Genomic DNA, 25406 nt, shown 5'->3' with positions numbered 1-25406 from the left:
CACCACTTATTAGTTATGTAGGTCTGGGCTTTTACTATCCCCTCACCTGCTCCACAAAACGAAACACCGTATTCGTAGGCGAAATCGTAATCTGGCACATAGCCCATATTACGCTGCGCGAATACGGGCTATGCTCATGCTTTAATTGCGCTTCAGCTTTGCTAACGCATCTGCCATAGCCGTGTTAAACACCGTCTTTTTCACGGGTTCAGCCTTTTTAGCCATCTCAGGTTTCTTACGATGTTCTGAGCGAGCACCATCAGACTGCTTTTTCGTCTCTGGAGCCTTTGCTTTTTTCTTCATAACTGGAGCAGTAGCTTCTTCTTCCAAACGCATACTTAAACCAATACGCTTGCGCTCTTTATCCACTTCAACCACTTTAACCGTAACGATATCACCCGCTTTAACTACGGTGCGGGGATCAGTAATGAACTTATTGGTCATCGCAGAAATATGTACTAAGCCATCCTGGTGAACCCCAATATCAACAAAGGCACCAAAGTTAGTGACATTACTCACCACACCTTCCAGAATCATGCCTTCATGTAAATGGGCAATATCTTCAACACCTTCTTTAAATTGTGCTGTTTTAAACTCTGGGCGAGGATCACGGCCGGGCTTTTCCAATTCACGTAACACGTCACGAATGGTAGGAAGACCATATTGGTCATCAACAAATTGCGCCGCATTCACGCTATTTAACGCATCTTTATTGCCGATAAGCTCTAAAATTGCGACCTTTTTATCCGCAATAATTTTTTCTACTAATGGATAAGCTTCAGGATGAACACAAGATGCATCCAAAGGATTATCGCCATTCATAATACGTAAGAATCCTGCTGCTTGTTGGAATGCTTTTTCACCCATACGGTTAACATTCTTCAGTTGCATGCGGTTACTAAATGCACCATGCTCATCGCGATATTGGACAATATTCTTCGCTAAAGTCTCATTTAAACCAGAGATATGCGATAACAAAGCTGCAGAAGCCGTATTCACATCTACGCCCACCGCGTTCACGCAATCCTCAACAACCCCTTCAAGGCTACGTGCTAAACGAGCTTGGTTTACATCATGTTGATACTGACCAACCCCTATAGACTTCGCTTCAATTTTTACTAATTCCGCCAAGGGATCTTGTAAACGACGCGCAATTGAAACCGCGCCACGTAAGGTTACATCTAAATCAGGGAATTCTTGTGCTGCAAGTTCAGAAGCAGAATAAACTGAAGCACCCGCCTCACTAACGACGATTTTAGTCAGTTTTAAGTCTGGGTACATTTTAATTAAGTCAGCGACCAAACGTTCAGTTTCACGTGAACCAGTTCCATTACCAATACTCATTAAGTTCACTTGATGCTTCGCAGCAAGCTTCGCTAGATCAGTAATTGACTGATGCCATTCGTTTTGAGGGGCGAATGGATAAATCACCGAAAAATCTAACAGTTTTCCAGTCGCGTTAACCACCACAACTTTTACCCCAGTTCTGATCCCAGGATCAAGGCCGATGGTAATTTGTGGACCGGCAGGCGCGGCAAGGAGTAAATCACGCAAATTTCTGGAAAATACTTTAATGGCTTCTTCATCAGCCATTTCGCGTAAACGAGTTAATAATTCCAACTCAAGCTTAGTGAATAACTTCACTTTCCAGGTTAAACGAATCGTTTCTAATAACCATGGATCTGCTGCTCTTTGCTGATCGGTAATCTTAAAGTGAGCAGCAACTTTAGTTTCGCCATAAGTCAAATCGGTCTCAGGCAAAGTCAGGCTAACTTGTAATACACTCTCGCGACGGCCACGGAATAAAGCTAAAGCACGGTGAGAAGGAATTTTCTTAATGGGTTCTTCATATTCAAAGTAATCTGCAAATTTATTCACAGTTTCCTTTTTCTTCGAGCTACCCACCGACTTCACAACCGCATGCTGCCATAAGTATTCGCGTAATTCATTAATTAAATCTGCATCTTCAGCAAAATGTTCCATTAATATGTGACGAGCACCTTCAAGAGCAGCTTTAGCATCTTCGACACCGGCTTCAGCATTAATAAACTGCATCGCATGAGCTTCTGGATCCAAAGAAGGATCATTCCATAATGCATCCGCTAAAGGTTGTAAGCCTGCTTCCACCGCGATTTGCGCTTTAGTACGGCGTTTAGGTCTATACGGCAGATATAAATCTTCAAGACGAGTTTTAGTGTCTGCGGCAAGAATGCTTTTCTCCAGCTCTGGAGTCAGTTTTTCTTGGTCACGAATGGACTGCAAGACCACCTCACGGCGCTCATCCAACTCACGCAAATAAAGTAAACGTTCAGCAAGAAAACGCAATTGCGAATCGTCCAATCCTTCAGTAGCCTCTTTACGATAACGTGCAATAAAAGGCACTGTTGCTCCCTCATCCAGCAAACGAATCGCTGTTTCAACCTGCGCAACTTTAACTTTAAGTTCTTGCGCAATAATTGACGCTGACGTCAACATTTCTTGAGTCATTTACATCCCCGAATACATGATAAAAATCGCGACATTATTACTCAACAGTTACCGATTTGGCAAGGTTACGTGGTTGATCCACGTCCGTACCTTTTGCAACGGCAACATGATAAGCTAATAACTGCAACGGAATGGTGTACACTATAGGTGCAATCCAGGAGCCGCAAGGAGAAACCTCGATCAAACGTGCTCCATTTGCCTTCCACGCATGTGCTCCATCGACAAAAACAAACAACTGACCACCACGTGCACTCACCTCATGTAGATTGGATTTCAACTTATCCAGAAGCTCATCATTGGGCGCTACCGCAATAACGGGCATATCTTCATCAACTAAGGCTAAAGGACCATGCTTTAACTCTCCGGAAGGATAAGCTTCGGCATGGATGTATGAAATTTCTTTGAGCTTGAGAGCACCTTCTAAAGCGACCGGATATTGCACCCCGCGACCCAAAAATAGTGCATGGGCTTTATTAACGAACAAAGCAGATAAGCCTTCGATTTCGTCATTCATTTGCAATACCTGCTCACAGCAACGTGGCAATTCTTGCAATTGTGTCAGGACCTCTTCTGCGCGCGCGTCATGGCAAAGAGCTGCTGAGAGCATCAAAAATGCCGCTAATTGGGTAGTAAATGCTTTGGTCGACGCAACGCCAATCTCAATACCCGCACGGGTTAAAAAGACACAATCGGCTTCTCGTACTAAGGTACTGGTTGCCACATTACAAATTGCCAGACTAGCAAGATAATTTAAGGATTTTGCCTTCGTTAAAGCCGCCAGCGTATCTGCGGTTTCCCCTGACTGAGAGACCGTAATAAATAGGGTATCCTTAGGGACAACCACATCACGGTAACGGTATTCACTAGCAATTTCAACTTGTGTTGGTAATCCAGCTAAGGATTCTAACCAATATTTAGCAACCAAGCCCGCATGATAGCTGGTTCCACACGCAACAATGTGGATTTGCTTCACTAAAGGAAACACATGGGAGGCACGCTCACCAAAGCTTGCTCTAAGCACATCAAGGCTATTCACACGGCCTTCAACAGTATCAGTTAACACTTTGGACTGCTCAAAAATCTCTTTGAGCATGAAATGGCGGTATCGTCCTTTACTCACGGTTTCTGAATCGCTACTTAACAGATGCGTTGGGCGCTCTACTGGAGCCTTGGCTGCATTGTAAATAGTAACTTTTTTGGCTGTAATTAACGCACTATCGCCTTCTTCGAGATACATAACCGCTTGCGCAAAAGATTTTAATGCCAAACCATCGGATGCGATAAAGTTCTCACCAATACCTAAGCCGATAACCAAAGGACTACCTTTACGCACGGCAACGAGCTCAGAGGGACGATGTTGGTGGATAACACCTAGGGCAAAAGCACCATGCATTTCAGTCGCGGCAGTTTGTACGGCTTCTAATAAGTTTTCCGATTGAAGATAGTAGTAATGCACTAAATGCGCTGCAACTTCGGTATCCGTCTCTGAAGTAAAGACATAACCTTTAGCGGTTAACTCTTGACGCAAATGATCATGGTTTTCAATAATACCATTATGAACAAGGGCGATTTCGCCATGTGATAAATGCGGATGAGCATTCAACTCTGAGGGCTTGCCGTGAGTAGCCCAACGGGTATGCGCTATTCCCGTATTCCCCGCCACAGCGGTTTCTAACATGGCATCAGCCAAGTTTTGCACTTTACCTTGAATTCTGACACGCTTCAAATGCGCGTCAGCGTCAATTACTGCAATTCCTGCAGAGTCATAACCACGGTATTCCAAACGCCGCAAACCTTCCAACAAGACCTTACTGATATCCCTTTCAGAAACAGCACCCATAATTCCGCACATCACCAGCTCCTCGTGTTAACACTTGCTAACGTATAATATTCCCAAAGACTCTCACTGCGCGATTAGGGTTTACGCCAAAAGCAACCAACCATTCGCACTAAACCAAGCATTGTAAAGTATCTTGGGGGATAAGTAGAAAAATCAGAATTATGCCACAAACATCTCCAAAAAGAACTAAGCCTATTTATGTAATAAGGGTAATTTTAGAACACAATGAGGATTAATCCACTAAAAAGCGAGAATTTTGGAAGCTATTGCAACATAAAACTCAGATTAGGGTAGCTTTTCCCTAATCTGAGCCCCAGCTATTTAATCAAGTGGGTTTTTACAGGTTACACCATAACCGTGATACTTCATGTCCTTACATACTTCAAAGGCAAGATAAGCATGTGCCCGAGTACTTGGGTGAATCTCATCCCAGAATAAATAACTTTCAGGTTTGTCACAGACCGTGTAATTCTTTTCACCCGGCGCAAAACTGCTGTCTCTGTATTTCAGTACTTGTACGTAGCGTAAAACAAAGTTGTTGGCAAAAGGGGAATTATTGAACTCATGGTACATTGGCAATTTCACATCAATACAGGCATCAGTCGTGTTAGTAAATCCATAAGTTTGTGGATCATTTAAGGCGCGCTGCATGTATTCACTCATATCCACAAACATAAAGTCGGAATCAGGATAGAGTTTCTGCCATTCTTGAATGCGGGTACGTAAACGCTCATTGTGTTGATCAACGGCAGCATTTAACACGTCGCGGTCGGTAGTTTTCACTACCCGTGGAGTATCGCCGATATGCGGAACGCCCATGATAACAAAGCGACGCGCCCCAGCCTGCATTAATTTATTTACTGAAGAACCTAAGCCAGACAGAACATTATCGACATAAGTACTCATTACTGAAGTATTGTAATTATCTTCAAAGAATAAAACGTTAATGTAATCGTTACTTCCAGCAAACAGGAAGAATACGGTTTCATCGCTAAGCTGTTGGTGTTCTAATAAGTACGCTTGCACAGTCAGACCCAGGCTTGGAGGTACTAACTTACCTACAACCAGATTTTTAATCGTACCAAGGGGATGGCGAATTAAGTTCCAAACCGTTAATTGATAGTCATAAGTTACCGCCCAGCTACCCGCAAAAGAACGGTTTAAATAAACATCTTCATCGTTTTGATTTACGGAAATCATCTTCGCTAAATATTCATTCCAAACTTTACCGTTAGAGAATCTGGAATTCCAATAAGGCTGGCCAGGTAATATGGGTACTAATCTAATTTTACTAACTAAATTAGCAATATAAGGTGCGAGCTCTTTGTCAAAAAATTCAGTAACTACGGCCATACCTGATTCTAAAACCATTTGCGGTACGTAGTATTCATCAGCGAACTCAACCATTTTATTTAATACAAAGATCTTGAATGGTGCGACTAGGAATGCAGGATCATCCTCCTGGCGGAGACTTTTAAGTAAGTGGGTGGTGTTACCTATATCAGACATGCTGTCACCAAAAAGCACTATAGATTTCACAGGCTTAGGGGCGGCAACACTGACTAGGGGAATGCACAAGATTAGTGCGAAAAACCAACGACAAACACGGGTATAATTAACCATATTATCTCCTTATAAAATCTGTACACTTCGAGTACAGATGTCCCTGATAACTTCTCCGTGACATTCCTAATGCCACCATCCAATTTATTACAAGAAGTTATTTGTCTTTGTATATAACAGTATGATCACTGGTTAGTTTTTGTCAACGCATTTACTCAACTTTTCATGGCTTCCAGAAGAGAACAAATGCGTTCTCCTCGTTCGGCAAAAAATCCGGCAAATATCAATCTAAAATCATCAGCAAAAATGTGATTTGCTGTATGTGTTTTATTCATTCCTATTGATTAAATAGTGATTAAATGTTAATTTTTGGCGATGATTTTGGCTACATCCCAGGCAGTTCAATGCAAGAAATAATCATCGCCTCTTTTTATAAATTTGTTTCCATCGACGATTATGAATCAATGCGTGAGCTATTATTAGCGCAGATGAGCAGCTACCAAATCAAAGGAAGCATTATCTTAGCCGCCGAAGGAATTAATGGGAGCGTTGCTGGTGTGCGTGAAGATATGGATGGTTTTTATCAATGCATGCGTCACGATGCCCGTTTAGCTGATTTACGCTTCAAAGAAACTTTTGACAAAGAAAATCCTTTTGAAAAGGCCAGAGTAAAATTACGCACCGAAATTGTTTCGATGGGCATTTCCAATGTCGACCCACTCAAAACTGGGGGTACCTACCTTTCTCCAGAAGAATGGAATGACTTAATTCAAGACCCTGAAGTCATTCTTATTGATACTCGCAATGACTACGAATACGATTTGGGTACCTTCAAAAATGCGATAAATCCCAATACGGAAAACTTTAGAAACTTTCCCGAGTATGTAGAGCAGCATTTACTTGATAAAAAAGATAAAAAAATTGCCATGTTCTGTACTGGCGGTATTCGTTGTGAAAAATCAACCGCTTATTTAAAAGATTTAGGCTTCCCTGAGGTTTACCATTTACAAGATGGGATTTTGCACTATATTGAAACCATGCCCAAAGAAAAATCGCGATGGGATGGCCAATGCTTCGTATTCGACAATCGAGTAGCTGTTGACGCAGACTTAGCACGGGTTTATCCTCAACTGCCATTAGAATACCGACATAACCACAAGAAAAACAAGGAAAAATACGGGCCTTAAATTATGACCAGTAAAAAACAATCCGATTCAACAATTGTAATGAATCGCAAAGCAGGCTTTGATTACTTCATTCAAGAACAGTTCGAAGCAGGACTTGCCCTTGAAGGTTGGGAGGTTAAAAGCTTGCGTGCAGGCAAAATTAATTTGTCCGATGCGCATGTGATTATCAAATATGGCGAAGCCTTTTTACTTGGCGCCCAAATTCAACCCTTGTTAACGGCCTCAACCCATTCAATTCCCGATCCAACGCGTACGCGCAAACTCTTATTAAATAGAAAAGAATTGAATACTTTGATTGGCAGTGTCGAACGTCAAGGGTATACGATTATCCCCTTATCGATGTATTGGAAAAAGAATAAAATTAAACTCAAAATTGCCCTGGCGAAGGGTAAAAAAGAGCACGATAAACGAGATACCATCAAAGACCGCGAATGGAACCGGGACCGTTCACGCATTATGAAAAAAACAGGGAGAGAATAATGAATATAGGTGACTCGGTAGCAAATTTCGCATTGAGTGCAACCTCTGGCCTACAGGCTCATCTCAACGATTATAAAGGACAGTATGTTGTCCTTTATTTTTATCCCAAAGACTCAACTCCCGGCTGCACTACAGAGGGACAAGACTTCCGTGACGCCTATCCCCAATTTCAAGCTTTAAATACACAAATTTTTGGTATTTCTCGTGACAGCATCAAATCCCATGAAAACTTTAAAGCCAAACAAAATTTTCCTTTTGAACTAATCAGCGATGCAGATGAGCAATTATGTCAGCTCTTTGATGTAATCAAGATGAAAACCATGTATGGCAAACAAGTACGGGGCATTGAGCGCAGTACATTTATTATTGACCCTGAAGGTAAATTACTCCATGAATGGCGTAAAGTGAGCGTGAAAGGACATGTTGATGACGTGTTGCGCGTACTCAATTCATAGCTACATCCGAGCCCTAAGTATAGACTAGATTGCAGCATAAAGCGGTTTTAAAAATAAAAATATTCTTCTTGACTCAAGTACTTAGCCTTAGCACAATTAGAGATAAGACAAAGAAATTTTTTTTCTGTGCTGTAACGCTGTTATAAAAAACAGTTTTGTTTGATAACTGAGGTGAATCATGGATACTAGCAACATACAAAAAAAACTGTTTGTACTTGATACTAACATTTTAATGCACGATCCAACCGCGATTTATCATTTTGAAGAACATGATATTTATTTACCCATGGTGGTTCTAGAAGAATTAGACAGCCATAAAACCGGAACGTCTGAGGTCGCACGTAACGTAAGACAAACTAACCGGATGTTAGTGGAGTTGATGAGTAATGCCTCTCACGCCCAAATTGCCTCCGGCTTACCCATCCCTAGCTATATTAATTCAGACAAACGCTCCAGCAGTGGAAAACTCTATTTCCAAACTGATGAGTTTGACATAGTCGTACCAACGACCCTTCCTGGCCACAAAGTAGATAATACCATTTTGGCAACGGCCTTGGGTTTGCAAAAAAAGTACAGCAACAGCAAGCAGGTAATTATTGTTTCTAAAGACATTAATTTACGGATTAAAGCGGGAATATTAGGTATTTCCGCTGAAGATTATTACAATGACCAAGTTCTTCATGACGTTAATTTATTGCATCGTGGCTTACATATCTTAGACAATGATTTTTGGGATACTCATGCCAAAGACATGGGGTCATGGCAAGAAAGTGGCAAAACCTTTTATAAGGTGGCCGGCCCGTTAATCAGCCAATGGAATCCTAATGACTGCCTTAGTACTGAAGATAATCAATTTCAGGCCATAGTGAAAAAATTGGATAAAGACCAGGCAATTATCCAATTAGTACGGGATTACACCCAAGCAAAACATTCCGTCTGGGGAATTACTGCCAAAAATAGAGAGCAAAATTTTACCCTAAACTTGCTACTGGACCCCGATATTGATTTTGTTACCCTGCAAGGTCCTGCAGGTACCGGAAAGACCTTATTAACCATTGCGGCGGGGCTTACTCAAGTTTTAGATCAAAATCGCTATAATGAAATCTTGATGACGCGCGTCACGATTCCCGTCGGTGAAGACATCGGCTTTCTACCCGGAACCGAAGAAGAAAAAATGACCCCTTGGATGGGCGCATTAATGGATAACCTGGAAGTGCTGCATAGTTCACAAGTAGGCGGCAGTTTTGGACGCGGTGCGACTCAGGATTTATTGCAGAATAAGATTAAAATACGCTCACTCAACTTCATGCGAGGACGAACCTTCTTGAATCGTTACCTCATCATTGATGAAGCACAAAATCTAACTTCCAAACAAATTAAAACGCTGGTTACCCGAGCCGGTCCCGGAACCAAGATCATTTGTTTAGGCGATATTAAACAAATTGATACCCCCTATTTAAGTGAAACCACTTCAGGTCTCACCTTTGCGGTAGACCGCTTTAAACACTGGGAACATAGTGCCCATATGAGTTTAACTCGAGGAGAACGTTCAAGACTTGCATTTTATGCTGCAGAGCATTTATAGTATATGTTTTACGAGGATGTATCATGACTGACCAAGCCATCACTTTCGATGATGTTCTACTTGTTCCTTCTTACAACCACCACGAGTCCCGACGCGTGGTGGACACTACCAGCACCGACCGCTTAGCGAAACTCAGCTTAGAACTCCCAGTAATCAGCTCCAACATGGACACCATTACTGAAAGTAATATGGCTAATTTTATGGCGAGCAAAGGGGCAATGGGTGCGCTACACCGCTTTATGAGTGTGGAAGACAACATCAAAGAATTCCAAAAATGTACTGGAAAAGTTTTTGTTTCCATTGGCTGTACAACAGCAGAATTGGAGCGAGCAGAAGCGTTACGTGATGCCGGTGCTGATTATTTTTGTGTGGATGTTGCACATGCGCATGCAAAATATGTGGGTAAGACGCTGAAAAGTTTAAGACAAATGCTGCAAGATCGCTGCATTATGGCTGGAAACGTTGCAACCTATGCTGGTGCTGACTATCTAGCATCCTGCGGTGCGGACATTATTAAAGCAGGTATTGGCGGTGGTTCGGTTTGCAGTACGCGTATTAAAACCGGTTTTGGTGTGCCTATGTTAACCTGTATTCAAGACTGTTCACGTTCAGACCGCTCAATTGTGGCGGATGGGGGTATTAAAACTTCCGGGGATATCGTTAAAGCCCTAGCCTTTGGCGCGGATTTTGTCATGATTGGTGGTATGTTAGCGGGTACTTCTCCGACTCCCGGCCAAGTCATCGAAAAACAAGATGGTACGAAGGTAAAACGTTACCGTGGCATGGCATCCAAGGAAGCCCAAGAAAACTTCTTAGGACAGATGCACGAGTGGAAAACTGCGGAGGGCGTTGCTACTGAAGTAGCCTACAAAGAAAATGCTGACGTCATTATTGGTGACATTGTTGGCGGTTTAAGATCTGGCCTGACTTATGCGGGAGCAGATACGATTAGTGAGCTACAACGTAAATTAAATTATGTCGTGGTTACCCAAGCTGGGCGTATTGAGAGCTTGCCACATAAATTATTTGAAGTGTAATTCCCTCCCCTATTAAGGGGGATACAAATCCCCCTTAATCTACCTAAGCTTCTTATTTTATTCATTATTTAAGTTAGGCGACCAAGCCAGGACGAAGCACTTGCGTAAAATAAAGTGCGTGATTTACATGCTAAGCCCTCAATTTTATTTTTCTCAGAAATTTACCAAAAGGACCATACAAGAGGAAATTATATTCTACACTTATATTAATGATAATAATGCTTAAAATAAGTACTGTTATTGAGGAAATTAAGATGGCAAATCCCAAAATTGCACAGATAAATAATGCAGATCCTAATGATCCCCGCGCTATGTTAGGTATTGGTCCCGACGCAGATAAAGCTGCGGTAAGTAAAGCCTGGAGAGAAATCTCGCGCGAGATTCACCCCGACCGTAATTTAGATGAGCACCAACAAGCTACGGAAGCAACGCAAAAGCTCAATAATGCACGAGATTTTATAATTGCCGAATTGCAAAAATTAGAACAATTAAATACGGCCTCCCTGGAAAGCACTTCATCAGCACCACTCGCAATTACCGATGGCCCGACGCAAAAGCCTGAGGCAACAGAGGAGGCGACCTTTACACCTCAAGATCAGTATGAGCAAGTGATAAAAAAATTAAAAGATAAGTTTGCCGCAGACGAGTCTGCTACCCTCACTAGTGAGGAACTCGATGAAGCCACTAAAGCTCATAACGCCGCCAATACTTTTGCCGCGGAGGTTCTTGACCAAAAATACGTACAATTAGATCAACAATATCAAGAAGCTCTGGGTAAATATGAGGGTAAACGAAGCGAACTTGAGGCGGATTATCAAGCAAAGATAGAGAATTTGCAGCAACGGTGGGCTGGCGAAGAGGGCATGACCTACGATGACTACAAAGCCGAACATGAAAAAATTAACACTCAATACACCAACGATAGCACCGCGAATTCTGAAGAATTCCAAAAAGTTCAAAATGAAAATTCTGCCGCTAAGGATAAAGCTTATAACGATTATGTGCAAACCTGTCAGGCAAATGATCAAAAACATTTAGAGCTTTCTCAACAGTGGGACAAACAACTTGCCGCAGAGAAGACAGCAGTAGCGAAGGACGATAAGGAAGAACAAAAAGGAGCCAATACTGATGAGCGTATAGGTCCACCCAAAGAGCAAGATAAGGATAAGAAGAAACATAAAGATCCGTTAATGGAATTGGTTGAAGAGCTTAATGATTTTGTCAAACAAACTAACAAGCAAATTACCGATTTTTTCAAAGAGAAAGGCAACGATGCCTGGGATAAACTCAAAAATACCGGTCCCATGAAGACATTAGCTGGTGCCCTTGATGAAGCAAAGCAATTTGCCAAAGATAAAGTAGGTGAAAAATGGGATCAACTCAATGAGTCGGATGCAGCAAAAGCATTAAATTCCGCTAAAGATCAAGTGTCTGCGCTGAAAGACAAAATTGGTGACGCATTTTCCAATGCGATGAATTCGGCTGCGAATGCTATTGCTTCTGGGATACATAATGCAGTAACCCCCAAAGCGCAGAAGGACACCAACCAACCGGAACTGCAGGCCCCCTCAGATGGAGCAACAACTAATCTGGTGACCGAATCAAGAATAAGTAATGTTGACCCCAAAGGCAGCCTTGCTCAAAATAACCTGCTAACCGCACCCAACCCTACACCAGAGACACCCAATGCGCGCACTAGTCCTACAAAACCGTAGAGTACATTACTGCGATGCACTCTCAGTATTTCCGAATGTCGATTTAATAAACCGACTCACTAATGCAACAACTGTCTTGAAATTAAATTCAAGACAGTTGTGACTTTTACCTAGAGTTAGGTCTGTGACAGGTAACTAATTAATTACATAAAATTTTAACGGGGCATATCCCCGTGGTTCTAACGCAATTACATCGCGTTGGATAAACCTGAAGAAAGATCGTTTTCCATATCAGGACTAGGTTCTGGGGCTTTGCTGTTAGTTTGCGCATCCATATCACCCATTGAGTCAGATAAAGCTTTCATCGGTTCATCACTCGTACTGGTTAATGAGTCCGCCGGGGTATCCATCTTTGCACTAATCTCAGCCTCAGCTTCGGCATCCTTAAACATTTTGCCTACAGCTTCTAAAATAGCATCATCTTCATTCGCAAGTTCAGGTTCAGCATTGGCCTCATCTAGTTCGTCAATCCCATCATTTGCAAAGGTATCATCCGCAGTATCCTCTGGTGCCTGCGCTTGCACATCATCCTGAGCATTGGGGGTTGGCGAGGTTATGCCCTTCACCGCATTTGCAATTGAGTTTGCAGCCATGTTCATCAATTGGGAAAAAGCACTATTAACGGTATCTTGTAAACCTTTAACAAAGTCTTTTGCATCATTTACTTCTTTAGAATCAGCTATTTTATCCACCTGTTCCCCAACTTTATCTTTGGCAAACTGGCTTAATTCACTCATCGCACCATTTAAGGTTTTCATGGGTTCAGTATCATTCAATTTATCCCATGCTTCTTTACCTTTATCTTTAACAAAATCAGTGATCGCACCATTCACGGAAGCAACAAAACTATTGAGCTCTTCTACGAGCTCCATCATTGGATCTTTATGCTTTTTCTTTTTGTCGTCATCCGCGGCGGGCTTCGGAACAGGTGAATTATCATTAGTGGCAGCTTGTTTTTCATCCGCATCAGCATCTTCCGTCGGAGCATTTTTCTCCGCCTCATCCGCTGCTTCTTTAGCCGCAGCCTCTTCATCAGCCTGCTCAAACATATTAGCTACAGCCTCAAGATTGGCATCATCTTCATCTTGCGCTGTCTTTTTCGCGGCTTCTTTTTCTGCTTGTTCAAACATATTGTTCATGGCTTCAAAGGTTTCATTTTCCTCAACCTCGGCATCAGCATCTTCAAACATCTGACGTGCAGAATCTAGTGCTTCATCCTCTTTTGAAATTTCGTCTTTTCCGGTACCCATCGCATCGACCCTCGATAAACTGCCTTAATATAAAGATAGCACACACTGTACAACAATGTACCAACCAACTAAGATATAGCTTTAGCTCTTCCATTTTTGACTACTATTAATATTGTAGATAATATCAAGATTAGCCGTTTGATAAATTATTCAGACCCATTTTTACATTAATTTTGCAATGAAGGCTCTATGAATAAAAACGATTTTCGCTATTTTCGTCAGGGGAAACAAGTAGATGATTTAAAAGAAGAAGATTTTTCTCTTATTAAGTCAGTTTATAATCACAGCCACAAAAATGAACGAGCCCTTTTGCTCTTGCATGGATTTTCATCTTCCCCAGCGGTATATCGGCTACTCATCCCCCAATTAAAAAATTATGATGCGGTAATGTGTCCAGTTCTTCCTGGCCATGGACAAAGTATTGATGCATTCTCCCAAATAACCTCTGCTGATTGGATTGAGGAAGCCACTAGAGCCTGTGAAGAATTATTCAAAACCTACAAAAAAGTTGATGTAATGGGGTTATCGCTCGGTGGTTTACTCGCATGTAAGCTCAGCGAACGGTTTGCATTTAATCATATGTTTCTTTTGGCACCCGCCATAAAACTGCAGATGAATTTACGTTCTAATTTAAAACTAGCCAGCCTGTTACAAAGTTTAGGCTTTAAAGAGTTACGGGGTGCAGCAGGAAATCTACGAAGCAATGCCCAGGCGGAAATTTCGTATAAGCGTTTGCCACTTAGGGCTATTGAAGAGATGTTTAATTTGGTTTTGCAACATCAATGGATCCCTCCCAATGCTCCTGTTGATCTTTTCTTAGGTGTGCATGACGAGGTGGTACCTTCCGATGCAATCGAACATCTATTTCAGGATTTACCCAATGTTTCCATACACTGGCTGGCAAATTCAGCACATGTGCTCCCCTTGGATAATGATCTTGAGCAAATCGTTGCTTGCGTTAATAAGCGATAATTAGGAAGCTTATTCGGCATCCAAGAATACCTTGCTTTAAATGGCGAACATAGAGATACCGCGGTCAAGCCGCGGTAATTCGAGAATATTGAGACGATGATGACTAAGGAAATTGTTTGTTATAGCGATCGAAGTCGCGGAGATTCAAACGATCCCACTCACGCATATCTAATACGGAACCATCATAAGCCATAAAATCTTCGCGGGTATTAGGCAGATTATAGTAAAAAATATCGCTGGCATCGGTGGCAAGCGTGCTTTGATGATTCACTGAAGAAATTTCGGCTATCGAATGGTCATGAGTTCTTACAAAACTACGCTGCGCCCGTAAATAACGCCCTTTGAACTGTGCCCTTCCCCATAGCTCAACATCCAAGCGCTTCGCAGTACCCGCTAATTGGATACGAGCTCTGTCTTTAGCGCGAATGGTTAAACTATCACTCTTAAGCCAATACATGCTGAACCAAGCATCGCTTTTCATATTAAGCGTAGTAATATTAGCTACACCTGATAATTGCACTTTGGGTGAACCTTGCAGAAAGCTAATCTTTACATCCGAACTATTAACACCACTGATTTCGGTAAAGCCATTACCCGCAACCACGAGCTGATGCAAGCCTATAGAGCCACCGAGCCGTGTAGTTCCGGTATTAGCGATAAAGAGATCCAATGAGCCGGTATGTAATTGACTGCCCGTAATGGTTCCCTCTCCTTTAAAACTAAAACGAGCTAGGTAGGGTCCTTGAATGTCGGCATGCACTACCCCATGATGCGGGAAGCCTTTACCTAAAACTACGTACAAGGTATTTAAAGATACGAATACCTTTACCTGCTCTAAATCACGAGGATCTCCTCTTAGCACTACCTGAGGTTTACGATAGCCAGTATGCAATGTGACATTGATTTGCCCTTGAGCCTCAACCTGAGAAAAACCAGGTACTGGCTTATATTGGGTGGTACTTTTATAAATAGTTGGCTGAACAACCGCCGGGGTTCTTTTAACGCCATGATGGGCACAAGATGCCAATAAAAGGGCAATTAAAATTAATGAACCATACCGCTTCAACATAATCATCATTCCTGGATTTATAATCCCTCTACATTAGAGGAAGTTCTCTCAATGTGCAAGGCGGGAAATTCGCTTAACTATAGAATTTTGTTACTGTTTTTTCTGCGGCAGCAGCATCTTGCGTATCCTGCAGAATGACCGCTGCATTCAGTGCTTAACCTCGATTACTTTTTTCTCCAGTCAAGGAGAGGATAGCACCTTTGGTGAAGCTAGAAATTTTTACATTTGTAGGACAGGAATCATGGTAATGATTATTAGGCGCCTTATCCACTAAAGACTCTAATGGTTCATCGGCAGGAATTAATGCGGGAAGTTCAATATAAATATCGACTAATATCCCCCGCTTACAGCCTAGATAAACTTTCCCCGCATTTTTACTTCCCAGGGTTTCATCAAGCATTTTGCGTAATGACATGCGACTTACGGTTTTACCGGAGCGTTCGCTTATATAACTTCCAAAAGCAGATTGGTCCATCTCCGTAGCCAATCGCATGGCCAGAGTAAAATATTGATCGGCGCTTAATGCCTGGCAGCTCCCATGCTTATTCCATTCATGTCGCTCCAAACAACTCCCATACTTATAACTAGGCATCATTGTTTCTAAGCTTTCAGCCACATCAGTAGATAAATCAAGGGGAGCATAATCACAATGATTGTTGCGTTGAGCAACACCACAAAAACCATAACTTTGCCCACAAGCATTCTGGTTGGGCCATAAACCGTGTAAGGTGAGATGACGTGCTTGATAAGAGTTTTTAGATAAATGTGAGCATTCAGGCTTGCCAGCTTCATAACCATAGGTTTGGCAAAAACCCGGCTGGGAGCTAAGAGCTAAGACATTAGAATCAGAAAGCCCGGCATTCATATCGCAACTACCCGAGGCATTTACACTCAAGGAAACAAAAAACAAGCAGAAAATGCTAGATTTTATCATTGCTTACCCTCCGAAAGAGCTTGATTTAGCCATTATACATCAGGCTATTTCGAAAACCAGTCTTTCTTAAATCAAACTAAGCCCATGATATTTAATGATAAAATTTTGAGCTTGAGGTGTGAAATATTGGCATATAAGCTTGGAAAATTATTCATCGCCTGGAGGTAAGACTCTACCTCCAGCGATGCTTTTAGCTCAGAGCACCGGTTGAAAATCTCCGTCAAAGATATCATTTTTAGCGGTTAAGGATTGAGACTCATGCACCCTTTTACTTTTAAAGAAGGCATGATAGTCCCTAGAGGATGCCTTAGTGTCCTGAAGTAAAGCACAGAAGTCCTCATATTCTTCTTTATCAAAGGGTTTTACTTCCAGCATTTTCTCATCAGGGGTAAAGGAGGAGCTAATTAACAGATTAGAAGCCATCGCCAAAGCAACTCCTCCTGCAAGCGCGCCTAAACCGATACCCAAGGGCATGAAGACCAAACAAGAAAAAATTGCCGCGGGTATGAATGCCTCCAAAGTGATGGAGCGGATTAAATGTGCGATTTGCAAACTAACCGTTTGTTGTTGGTGCTCTGTTCTGGCATCCAGTCTTTTTATTTCCAAAAACAGCAGTTTCTTTGCATTATCAGACAAATCTAATTGTCTAAGAAATACCTGAGACTTCAATAAGCCAACCTGTGCCATGAATTCGTCTTCATTATCTTGTAAAGCAGACTGAGTCTTATGAATTTCGATGCCATTCTGAACGGCATTATTGATAACCGTCATGGCAAAACAAACTACCGCACCAATTACTCCCAGCGAAGAAGCCAATCCCGCTGCAATAGGAACAAAAGGCATGGTCATTACCATAAATGCAGCCATTAAGCCTGTGGCGTAGGCAATATTGGTATATAAACCGATTTTTTGCAGCGTCCAATTGCTGATGCATTGTTTTTTCTCACGCTCCAAAGCATTTTTTTGCATTTCCAATTGTAGCTTTTGAGCTTTGCTGTCTTTATCATCGCCACTGAATTTGTTTATTTCCGTGTTTAATTGCAATAGATCCTGTTCGTATTGTTGGAGCTGTGCATTATGCAGTGCTTGTTGCTCTGAAAAATCCCAAAGTGCGACACTGGTATCAAATAACAATAAAGCGACTGTTAGCGCATCGCCCGCGACGCCCAATACGCCTTTACCCGTCAACCAAAAGAAGCACAGTAAATTCGCCGTTGCCCATAAAGAATCATTCAATAAAGTAAATTTGCGTTGGGTCCATTGGGTGCTGAAACGGTTGGACCAACCTTCATCAATTTCTTCTTGGCTCATCCACGGGTGCTGCACGGTATGTTTAAGTAATAAAAAGAAATTCATTGAAAAACGAAAATAATATAAACCCCAGCTTAAACAACCGGTGTAAGGATCGGGGATTTTAGCGATATTTCCAGCTTGCTCGACATTACGAAAGCCATCAGGCACCAAACTCAACAGGGTTTTTAAAAATGAAGAGCCCCATACCCAATACAAACGCTTGCCGTTTAAAGCGCCGGCATAGTCTCTGATGTTTTTGCATTTTCCCGAGTCTGCTAATTGTTGCGCAAATTCCTCCCCTAGAGCAATCCCCAAGTATTTGACCACCTTGCCATCCGTAAAACACGCTTGCTCAGGTGCTTTAGCAATTCGCTCTTGCCAGGCGGGATTAAGCTTATCCAACATCCTTTCACAGTGTTTGATCTGGCCGTTATAATCCGCTTTATTTTCGGTTTTTTGATGCAGTAACTCATATTCTTTTTGTGCGAGTAACAGTAAATAGGCAATTTGCAGATCATGGGTTCGCTGAGCTTTTTTCTCTGGACTCATATACGAAATCAAAATTTCATCCGTATCCGCTAGAATACTGTTATAGAACGTTAAGGGTGTAAGAAAACCACCATCAACAGTATAGAGACTCTCGGCCAGCAATTCCTGTTTATGACGTTTCAGCAACTCTTCATGGCGTAACTTAGTCTTCGCATTAAGCGATTCAATAAGATAGGATTGAAGAATTCCGCTGCTTGTTGTCATAATGTCACCTCTAAAGTTGAGTAATTCCTGGCGACTCATTCTTTCTTTTAATAATAGTAGTAGTAAAAAAAATAAGTGTGCTCTTTTTTATAACATAGCAATCATTTTGGTAACAAGCGAATATTGTATCGATTTACACATTTGATACTAAAATTTTCGCTATCTTTCATATATTAGCCATAAAACATTCAAGGGCTTAAGAAAAGTCAACCACTTTTTGTGAACTATGGTAAAATTACCGCCAATTACCCAATTTGTTCGAGAACGCATATTATGAAAAAAGCGGTTGTACTGTTATCAGGTGGCTTGGATTCGACAACCTGCCTTGCACTAGCTAAATCACAGGGTTTCGAATGTCATGCGATGAGCTTTTCCTATGGGCAAAGACATACCGCTGAATTGCTGGCAGCAACCCGCATCGCCCAACATTATCAAGTAGCAAGCCATAAAATCGTTAACTTAGACACCGACTTATTTCGCAATTCAGCTTTAACTGATGCCTCGCTCAATGTTCCCGATTTTCAAGAGAGCTCTGATATTCCGGTTACCTACGTCCCGGCGCGTAATACTATTTTCTTATCGATGGCTTTAGGTCTCGCTGAATCAATTGGTGCCCGCGATATTTATATTGGGGCAAGCTCCATCGACTATTCTCATTATCCTGATTGTCGTCCAGAATTTATCGAGGCATTCCAAACTTTAGCGAATTTAGCCACCAAAGCCGGAGTTAACGGTGCCCCCTTCACCATTCACGCCCCTTTACAACATTTAAGTAAAATTAAAACTATTGAATTAGGCCTAGGGTTGGGCGTTGATTACAGTTTGACGGTGTCCTGTTATCAAGCAAACGATACCGGCCAGGCCTGTGGGAGTTGCGACAGTTGCACCTTTAGAAAACGCGGTTTTTCTGGTGCCAAAGTCAGTGATCCAACCCGGTATCAAGAATCTCAGCCCTAACCTCAGGCACCTTGGCTAAGGCGAGCTACTGCGGACCTTGGCTTTACACTTTTGTTACAACAAATTGAGCATTTTTGATTCACGCCCTAACGAATCATTGTTATGATTTGTGATGATTTATAACTATCATGGAGCGAATATATGGGACGTTTAAGAGACTTTGCCGTGGGTGCAGTAGAACTGCCAGGTACTATATTATTTGGCATAGCTAAGCTAATTTTTGGCTCTACCGAAAAATATAAAGACGGTAAAGTTAAAATAGACAGAGAAGGGAAGCCAATCGTATTTGCTGGGCTTTTAGGTCTGATTTTAGAAGGCGTCGGTGCGTTGGGAAGAGGAATTTCTTCTTTTATTGACAGCCATAAAACTGCAATATCTGCGGCTTTTTGGGCATCTTTAGCTATTGGTGGAGCCGTGGGCTTAACTCTGTACTTATGGCCTGCAGCGCTAACCTTCGTAGCGGATTATGCTATTTATGGTTATTCCATCGCGGGCATCGTTGGCGCTGATCCACTACTGCAAATGGGCTTTGCCGCAGGTCTGGCGTTTGCCGCAACTTCAGTAGCTAGCTGGACGCTCACCTTAGTCGCTAATACCATCTCGGCGCTAAAAAATGCATGTAATCCCCAAACTGAACAGCCAGAAGAGAGTCCGGCAACACAACAAGTAAATCAAGAAAATGGTAGTCCTCGATTGATGCAGCGTTTAAACAATCCAACGGCACCAAAGCAAGTCACCCTTGTAGAACCTGTACATATGGGCTCGATACACACACTTGCCAAAGAAGAAGATGTAATGGCAGAAGCTGAAGAGTTGGTTTTACCGACTGGATTGGCAGCCAACTAAACTAAATAGAGATGTTTGCACAATAATTACTTAAAACGCGGCTTAAGCCGCGTTTTTTATTCTCATCCAGTTTACTGCAGCAATTAATCCCTATTTGCGTTATAATCGGGCGTTTTATACCTAGGACATACTATGGGTGATGAGGAGTCATTGAACATGTCAATAAACCATACAGAACGTAAAATGTTAGTCACTAGTGCCCTTCCCTATGCGAATGGACATCTGCATTTAGGACATTTGGTAGAACACATTCAAACCGATGTCTGGGTGCGCACACACAAAATGCTAGGTATTCACTGCATTAGTGTCTGTGGAGACGATGCACATGGCACCCCCATTATGTTAAAAGCGGAACAAATGGGTATTACTCCTGAAGCCTTAACTGCAGAAATTAAATTAAGCCACGAGCAAGACTTTAAGCGTTTTGCCATCGACTACGACTGCTATCATACAACCCACTCCCCTGAAAATCAGGAATTAGCTGCTGCTATTTATGAAAAACTGCAGGCAAATGGCTGCATCGTTAAAAAAACCATTCGTCAGGCCTTTGATCCAGAGAAACAAATGTTCCTGCCTGACCGATATGTGAAAGGAACCTGTCCTAAGTGTGGCGCAAAGGATCAATATGGAGATAATTGTGAAGTATGTGGTTCCACCTATGCGCCAACTGATCTGATTGATGCCGTCTCGGCAATCTCTGGGGCCAAGCCCATAGAAAAAGATTCAGAACACTATTTCTTTGATTTACCTCGTTTTGAAAGTTTATTAAAAGACTGGACTCGCAATGGCCATCTACAAACAGAAGTAGCGAATAAACTTGATGAGTGGTTTGCTGCCGGCCTAAAACAATGGGATATCTCGCGTGACGCTCCTTACTTTGGTTTCCCAATTCCTGGTACTACCGATAAGTATTTTTATGTTTGGCTCGATGCGCCGATAGGCTACATGGCAAGTTTTAAAAAATACTGCGATGAGCAAGGCCTTTCCTTTGCGGAGTTCTGGGATAAAGACTCTCAAACCGAATTATATCATTTCGTAGGTAAGGATATTGTGTATTTCCATGCCTTATTCTGGCCTGCGATGCTTGCTGCCAGTGATCATCGTCTACCTACTGCGGTATATACCCATGGCTTTTTAACCGTCGATGGGCAAAAGATGTCTAAATCGCGCGGAACGTTCCTGGAGGCGCGTGCCTATCTGGATCATCTACATCCTGAATATTTGCGTTACTATTTTGCGGCAAAGCTCAATGGTCGCGTTGACGATTTAGATTTGAATTTTGAAGATTTCACCAACCGTATTAATGCCGATCTAGTGGGTAAAGTAGTGAATATCGCCAGCCGCTGCGCCGGGTTTATTAATAAACGATTTGAAAATCATTTAAGTAGCAGCCTAAGTGAGCCGCAATTGTATGCGGAATTATTGGACATGCGTCCCGCAATTATCGATGCTTATGTAACACGTGATTACGCACGCGCCATTCGCCTCATTATGGATTGCGCCGATAAAGTAAACCAATACATTGACACGCATAAGCCCTGGGTACTGGCTAAAGAGGAAGGTCGTTTACCTGAAGTTCAAGATATTTGCACTATGGGTATTAATTTATTCCGCGTGCTCATGACTTACTTGAAGCCGGTATTACCCCTGATGGCACAAGCTGCAGAACAATTTTTAAATTGTGAACCATTAACTTGGGCCGCAATTGATGCTCCCTTGTTAAACCATCAGCTGAATCCTTTCCAACCCTTAATTACTCGTGTTGAAAAAGAAAAAATAGACGCCATGCTCGAGCAATCCAAACAGGTGACTAATGCCCTCAGTTAAAGAAATCGATGCACTTTTGCCACAAACGCAATGTGGCGAGTGCAATTATTCCGGCTGCTTGCCTTATGCCGAAGCCTTGGCTCAAGGCAGCGCCACCATTAATAAATGCCCACCTGGCGGAGTAAAAACCGTTAAAGCGCTCGCGTCATTACTTAATCTTGATGCAACACCATATCTTGATGAAGCCATAGCCAATACTCGGGCGCCATCAGTAGCAGTCATACGCGAGGCAGATTGTATTGGTTGCACCAAGTGTATTAAAGCCTGCCCTGTCGATGCCATTATTGGCAGTGGTAAGTTAATGCATGCCATCATCAGTCATGAGTGCACTGGTTGTGGCTTATGTGTACCCCCCTGCCCGGTGGACTGCATTGAGATGGTAACCCTAGCAGGGCCAGATTATGACCAAGATTTAGCACGCCAACGTTTCAATGACAAACAAACCCGCTTATTACGTGATGAACATCAAAAGCAGCAAGCTTATCGAGAAAAACGGTTGTTAACTAAAAACTCGGCCAATCAGTCACAAGACGTTAAAGCCAAACAAGATTACATTCAACAAGCCCTGGCTCGCGTTAAGGCAAAGAAGACGCATGAATAAGCAAAAGATTCGAGAAATTTTTACCCGTTTTCGTGAACAAAACCCGCATCCGACTACGGAATTAGTTTATCACTCAGCCTTTGAGTTATTAATTGCCGTTATTCTTTCCGCCCAAGCAACGGATGTCAGCGTCAATAAAGCTACTGTGAAATTATTTCCCGTAGCGAATACACCGCAAAGTATTTTAGATTTAGGTTTAGAGCAATTAAAAGAGTATGTAAAATCCATTGGCCTTTATAATAGTAAAGCACAAAACATCATCAAGACCTGTGCCTTATTAATCCAAAAGCATCATGGCGAGGTTCCCAGACAACGCGAAGCGCTCGAAGCCTTACCTGGCGTGGGGCGTAAAACGGCAAATGTGGTATTAAATACTGCTTTTGGTGAACCAACCATGGCCGTAGATACTCATATATTTCGCGTCGCCAACCGAATTGGCATCGCTAAAGGTAAAACCCCGCTGGCAGTTGAGCTAGGGCTACTCAAGAACATCCCTGCAGAGTTTTTACAGGATGCTCATCACTGGTTAATTTTGCATGGACGCTATATCTGTACTGCACGCACACCGAAGTGTGGTGCCTGCATTATCCAAGACCTCTGTGAATTTAAGGATAAAAACCTTCCACAAATGCCCATATAATTCACTAACTGACCATCTTTTATCTTCTTAATCATGAAATTTTTACACTATGTAAAAATGATTGTTTAAGGGTATAGCATTCCGCAAAATTTGCCCCTAGAATGAATTTTCGATGTTTCAGGGAGAAATATTATGGGATGGTGGAATACAATTGTAAATGGAGCCCAAGTAGCAAAAGATACAATTACCGATACAGTAAAATGGGTTTGGGATTGGACCTATACCCCTACAGTCAAAGTCACTACCTTTGCAGTAAACGTAGTGTTTTCAACCTTAGAACAAGCGCAAGCTTTAAAAACTTCAGTTCCAGCACTAAACTCAGAACAGTCGTATAAAATAATTAGAGCAGCAACCAATATCGCTGTTTACCAGATTATGCCATTAATTGCAGTCAATATGGTAAACAGCTCCTTACAAACGGCAGTTAAAACGGGACGTGAGCAAGAAGAAGAAGCGAACCTTTTATTCAATGCCATGGTGATTCCGGCTGCCACTGCCATTGATTGGGCTGTTTGGGCATGGACCACCCAACGTTCCTCCCATATGCTCGCCCAAACTTTAGCCATTGATACCATGGGTGCTGCTGCGTTTAATACGACCAAACCCAAACCCAAGACTCCTAATAAAGAGCTCACCCCCTGCGAAAAGGAGCATTGTAATTTAAAACGTAAGGTAAAAGGCTCGCTACGTGAATTCTTCGTTTTATTCTTAAATGATTTATTAACGGGGGGAGTAAGTTATTTACCCTATGCCGGTGAAATAGTCGCTTTAATACTAAAAACCGGTTTTTCCGGCGATCTAATTACTCGCGGTGCCAACTTAGATCTTTGCGAACGCCACCGTGCGTCAGCAGAACGGTCGAAAATATGGTCTTTAGGCATCGCCTACATGGTTACGGAAATGCTGTTAGACAAGGCCTTGGAATCAACTGTTGGCATACCGTCTTATGCAGTCCATAGAACCATGCGTCACATGTTAATGCTATTATTTATTAATAATGCAACCCATATGAAAATCGACTATGTCGCCCCAGGAAAGTATGAATTATTAGACCCAGTCGTCACCTATGGGAAAGCCACCGGCTTTCTTGCGGATGTGATTATTTCTGGTTCTAAAGCCGAAATTGCGCGACTATTTCAACCCCAACCCAATAAAAAACCCTTTATTTCTGTACCCGATATTTTAAAACGGCTAACCGCGATCCTAAATAGTGACTTGGAGCGACTAGACAAGCCTAAACCCAGTCATTTAAAGATAGTTGCCAAGAGAATTGCTCCCAGCATTTATTACGATTCCAAAGCAGCCATTAATGATCCAGTAATCCGTATTTTCTGGCCAGACATGCACGAACTTGGGCTTGATATTATCGATATTGTAAAAATGGCCGGAATTCCTGTAGCCAATCTGACTCAATCGCACATCCCCTTAGTTGCGGCAACTATCAGAAAAGCGGTGCCCGAACTCTTGTATCAACGCTACGGCATCTCTCCAAAAGTCACCAAATTTCTTATAAGCTTATGTTCTGATGAGGATTTTTGGAAGTTTGTACAAGCCTTGCAGCAATGGTTGCAACGCCACGACTTACGTGAAGCCACTCCATTGGCAACGGCCAGTGATTCGCAACTCTCTGCACTACATGAACCTCGTGAAACACCTCCACCACTAACCAAACAGAAAAGTGATAACCAACCATTGCGGGCATTGACCACGGATGCACCGCCATTAGTCGACTTAAAAATTAGTTCGGGACAAAGTCAGCGCGAGTTAAATCTTTTTGCGCCTCATCGCAGACCCATTACCAAGAGAGAAACGGATCCAGAACCATCGACATCAATGTCTTTGAATAAAGTCTTACAAAGCGATTATTTTTAAATAATCATTAGTTAGAATAAACACTGAATGGCTACAAACCTTG

General features: G+C 42.2%; 20 protein-coding genes. 13 read left to right on the top strand and 7 right to left on the bottom strand.

Annotation, left to right across the window (positions count from 1 at the left end; genetic code table 11):
• Window positions 1–141: 141 nt before the first annotated feature.
• The 3 genes from ACD661_RS14035 to plaC form a co-directional block, all read right to left on the bottom strand.
• Window positions 142–2487: a Tex family protein gene (locus tag ACD661_RS14035; protein ID WP_400188494.1), complete on the bottom strand. Its 2346-nt coding sequence runs from the start codon at window positions 2485–2487 to the stop codon at window positions 142–144.
• Window positions 2488–2524: 37 nt separating this feature from the next.
• Window positions 2525–4339 carry a glutamine--fructose-6-phosphate transaminase (isomerizing) gene (gene glmS / locus ACD661_RS14030; protein WP_400188493.1) on the bottom strand — a complete coding sequence of 605 codons (1815 nt, stop codon included), beginning with the start codon at window positions 4337–4339 and terminating at the stop codon, window positions 2525–2527.
• Window positions 4340–4648: 309 nt separating this feature from the next.
• Window positions 4649–5950 (bottom strand): lysophospholipase/glycerophospholipid:cholesterol acyltransferase PlaC, encoded by a 1302-nt coding sequence (gene plaC, locus ACD661_RS14025; RefSeq protein ID WP_400188492.1) that lies wholly within the window; start codon window positions 5948–5950, stop codon window positions 4649–4651.
• Between the two features lie 344 nt (window positions 5951–6294).
• Here plaC and trhO point away from each other — a divergent pair, with 344 nt between their 5' ends.
• The 6 genes from trhO (at window position 6295) to ACD661_RS13995 (ending at window position 12349) form a co-directional block, all read left to right on the top strand.
• The gene (gene trhO, locus ACD661_RS14020) at window positions 6295–7077 is read left to right on the top strand and encodes an oxygen-dependent tRNA uridine(34) hydroxylase TrhO (RefSeq protein WP_400188561.1); all 783 of its coding nucleotides are present in this window, start codon (window positions 6295–6297) and stop codon (window positions 7075–7077) included.
• Window positions 7078–7080: 3 nt separating this feature from the next.
• A complete protein-coding gene (gene smpB, locus ACD661_RS14015) occupies window positions 7081–7557 on the top strand; it encodes an SsrA-binding protein SmpB (protein WP_400188491.1) in 477 nt (158 codons plus the stop codon).
• Complete coding sequence (locus ACD661_RS14010; RefSeq protein ID WP_400188490.1) at window positions 7557–8012, top strand: peroxiredoxin; 456 nt, start codon at window positions 7557–7559, stop codon at window positions 8010–8012. Before smpB ends, ACD661_RS14010 begins: the two co-directional genes overlap by 1 nt.
• Before the next feature lie 178 nt (window positions 8013–8190).
• Complete coding sequence (locus ACD661_RS14005) at window positions 8191–9597, top strand: PhoH family protein (RefSeq protein WP_400188489.1); 1407 nt, start codon at window positions 8191–8193, stop codon at window positions 9595–9597.
• A gap of 23 nt (window positions 9598–9620) precedes the next feature.
• Window positions 9621–10634: a guanosine monophosphate reductase gene (locus ACD661_RS14000; protein ID WP_400188488.1), complete on the top strand. Its 1014-nt coding sequence runs from the start codon at window positions 9621–9623 to the stop codon at window positions 10632–10634.
• 254 nt (window positions 10635–10888) lie between these two features.
• Window positions 10889–12349, top strand: a complete 1461-nt coding sequence (locus tag ACD661_RS13995; RefSeq protein ID WP_400188487.1) for a J domain-containing protein — start codon at window positions 10889–10891, stop codon at window positions 12347–12349.
• 188 nt (window positions 12350–12537) lie between these two features.
• Here ACD661_RS13995 and ACD661_RS13990 read toward each other — a convergent pair whose 3' ends face one another.
• Window positions 12538–13599, bottom strand: coding sequence for a prolipoprotein diacylglyceryl transferase (locus tag ACD661_RS13990; RefSeq protein WP_400188486.1), 1062 nt, complete (start codon window positions 13597–13599; stop codon window positions 12538–12540).
• A gap of 189 nt (window positions 13600–13788) precedes the next feature.
• On the opposite strand from ACD661_RS13990, the gene ACD661_RS13985 reads away from it, so the two are divergent.
• Window positions 13789–14571: an alpha/beta hydrolase gene (locus ACD661_RS13985; RefSeq protein ID WP_400188485.1), complete on the top strand. Its 783-nt coding sequence runs from the start codon at window positions 13789–13791 to the stop codon at window positions 14569–14571.
• A 103-nt stretch (window positions 14572–14674) separates the two neighbouring features.
• Here the strand turns inward: ACD661_RS13985 and ACD661_RS13980 are convergent, their stop codons facing one another.
• From ACD661_RS13980 to ACD661_RS13970, 3 genes are all read right to left on the bottom strand, one after another.
• Complete coding sequence (locus tag ACD661_RS13980; RefSeq protein WP_400188484.1) at window positions 14675–15640, bottom strand: GIN domain-containing protein; 966 nt, start codon at window positions 15638–15640, stop codon at window positions 14675–14677.
• 154 nt (window positions 15641–15794) lie between these two features.
• Window positions 15795–16574, bottom strand: coding sequence for a ribonuclease T2 family protein (locus tag ACD661_RS13975; RefSeq protein WP_400188483.1), 780 nt, complete (start codon window positions 16572–16574; stop codon window positions 15795–15797).
• 195 nt (window positions 16575–16769) lie between these two features.
• Window positions 16770–18620 carry a hypothetical protein gene (locus ACD661_RS13970; RefSeq protein WP_400188482.1) on the bottom strand — a complete coding sequence of 617 codons (1851 nt, stop codon included), beginning with the start codon at window positions 18618–18620 and terminating at the stop codon, window positions 16770–16772.
• A 273-nt stretch (window positions 18621–18893) separates the two neighbouring features.
• Here ACD661_RS13970 and queC point away from each other — a divergent pair, with 273 nt between their 5' ends.
• The 6 genes from queC to ACD661_RS13940 all read left to right on the top strand — a co-directional run bounded on the left by queC (window position 18894) and on the right by ACD661_RS13940 (window position 25363).
• Window positions 18894–19577, top strand: coding sequence for a 7-cyano-7-deazaguanine synthase QueC (gene queC / locus ACD661_RS13965; protein ID WP_400188481.1), 684 nt, complete (start codon window positions 18894–18896; stop codon window positions 19575–19577).
• Window positions 19578–19718: 141 nt separating this feature from the next.
• Window positions 19719–20423, top strand: a complete 705-nt coding sequence (locus ACD661_RS13960; protein ID WP_400188480.1) for a hypothetical protein — start codon at window positions 19719–19721, stop codon at window positions 20421–20423.
• 183 nt (window positions 20424–20606) lie between these two features.
• On the top strand, window positions 20607–22250 hold the full coding sequence (gene metG, locus ACD661_RS13955) for a methionine--tRNA ligase (RefSeq protein WP_400188560.1): 1644 nt from the start codon (window positions 20607–20609) through the stop codon (window positions 22248–22250).
• The gene (locus ACD661_RS13950; protein WP_400188479.1) at window positions 22237–22851 is read left to right on the top strand and encodes an RnfABCDGE type electron transport complex subunit B; all 615 of its coding nucleotides are present in this window, start codon (window positions 22237–22239) and stop codon (window positions 22849–22851) included. Before metG ends, ACD661_RS13950 begins: the two co-directional genes overlap by 14 nt.
• Window positions 22844–23491, top strand: a complete 648-nt coding sequence (gene nth, locus ACD661_RS13945) for an endonuclease III (RefSeq protein ID WP_400188478.1) — start codon at window positions 22844–22846, stop codon at window positions 23489–23491. The genes ACD661_RS13950 and nth overlap by 8 nt, the downstream gene beginning before the upstream one ends.
• A gap of 132 nt (window positions 23492–23623) precedes the next feature.
• Window positions 23624–25363 (top strand): hypothetical protein, encoded by a 1740-nt coding sequence (locus ACD661_RS13940; protein WP_400188477.1) that lies wholly within the window; start codon window positions 23624–23626, stop codon window positions 25361–25363.
• Window positions 25364–25406: the final 43 nt, after the last annotated feature.

It is taken from the genome of Legionella lytica, assembly GCF_044626755.1.
In the GTDB taxonomy this organism is placed as follows: domain Bacteria; phylum Pseudomonadota; class Gammaproteobacteria; order Legionellales; family Legionellaceae; genus Legionella; species Legionella lytica_A.
Note: the sequence above shows the minus strand (reverse complement) of the source record. Positions and strands in the feature narration are given on the sequence as shown.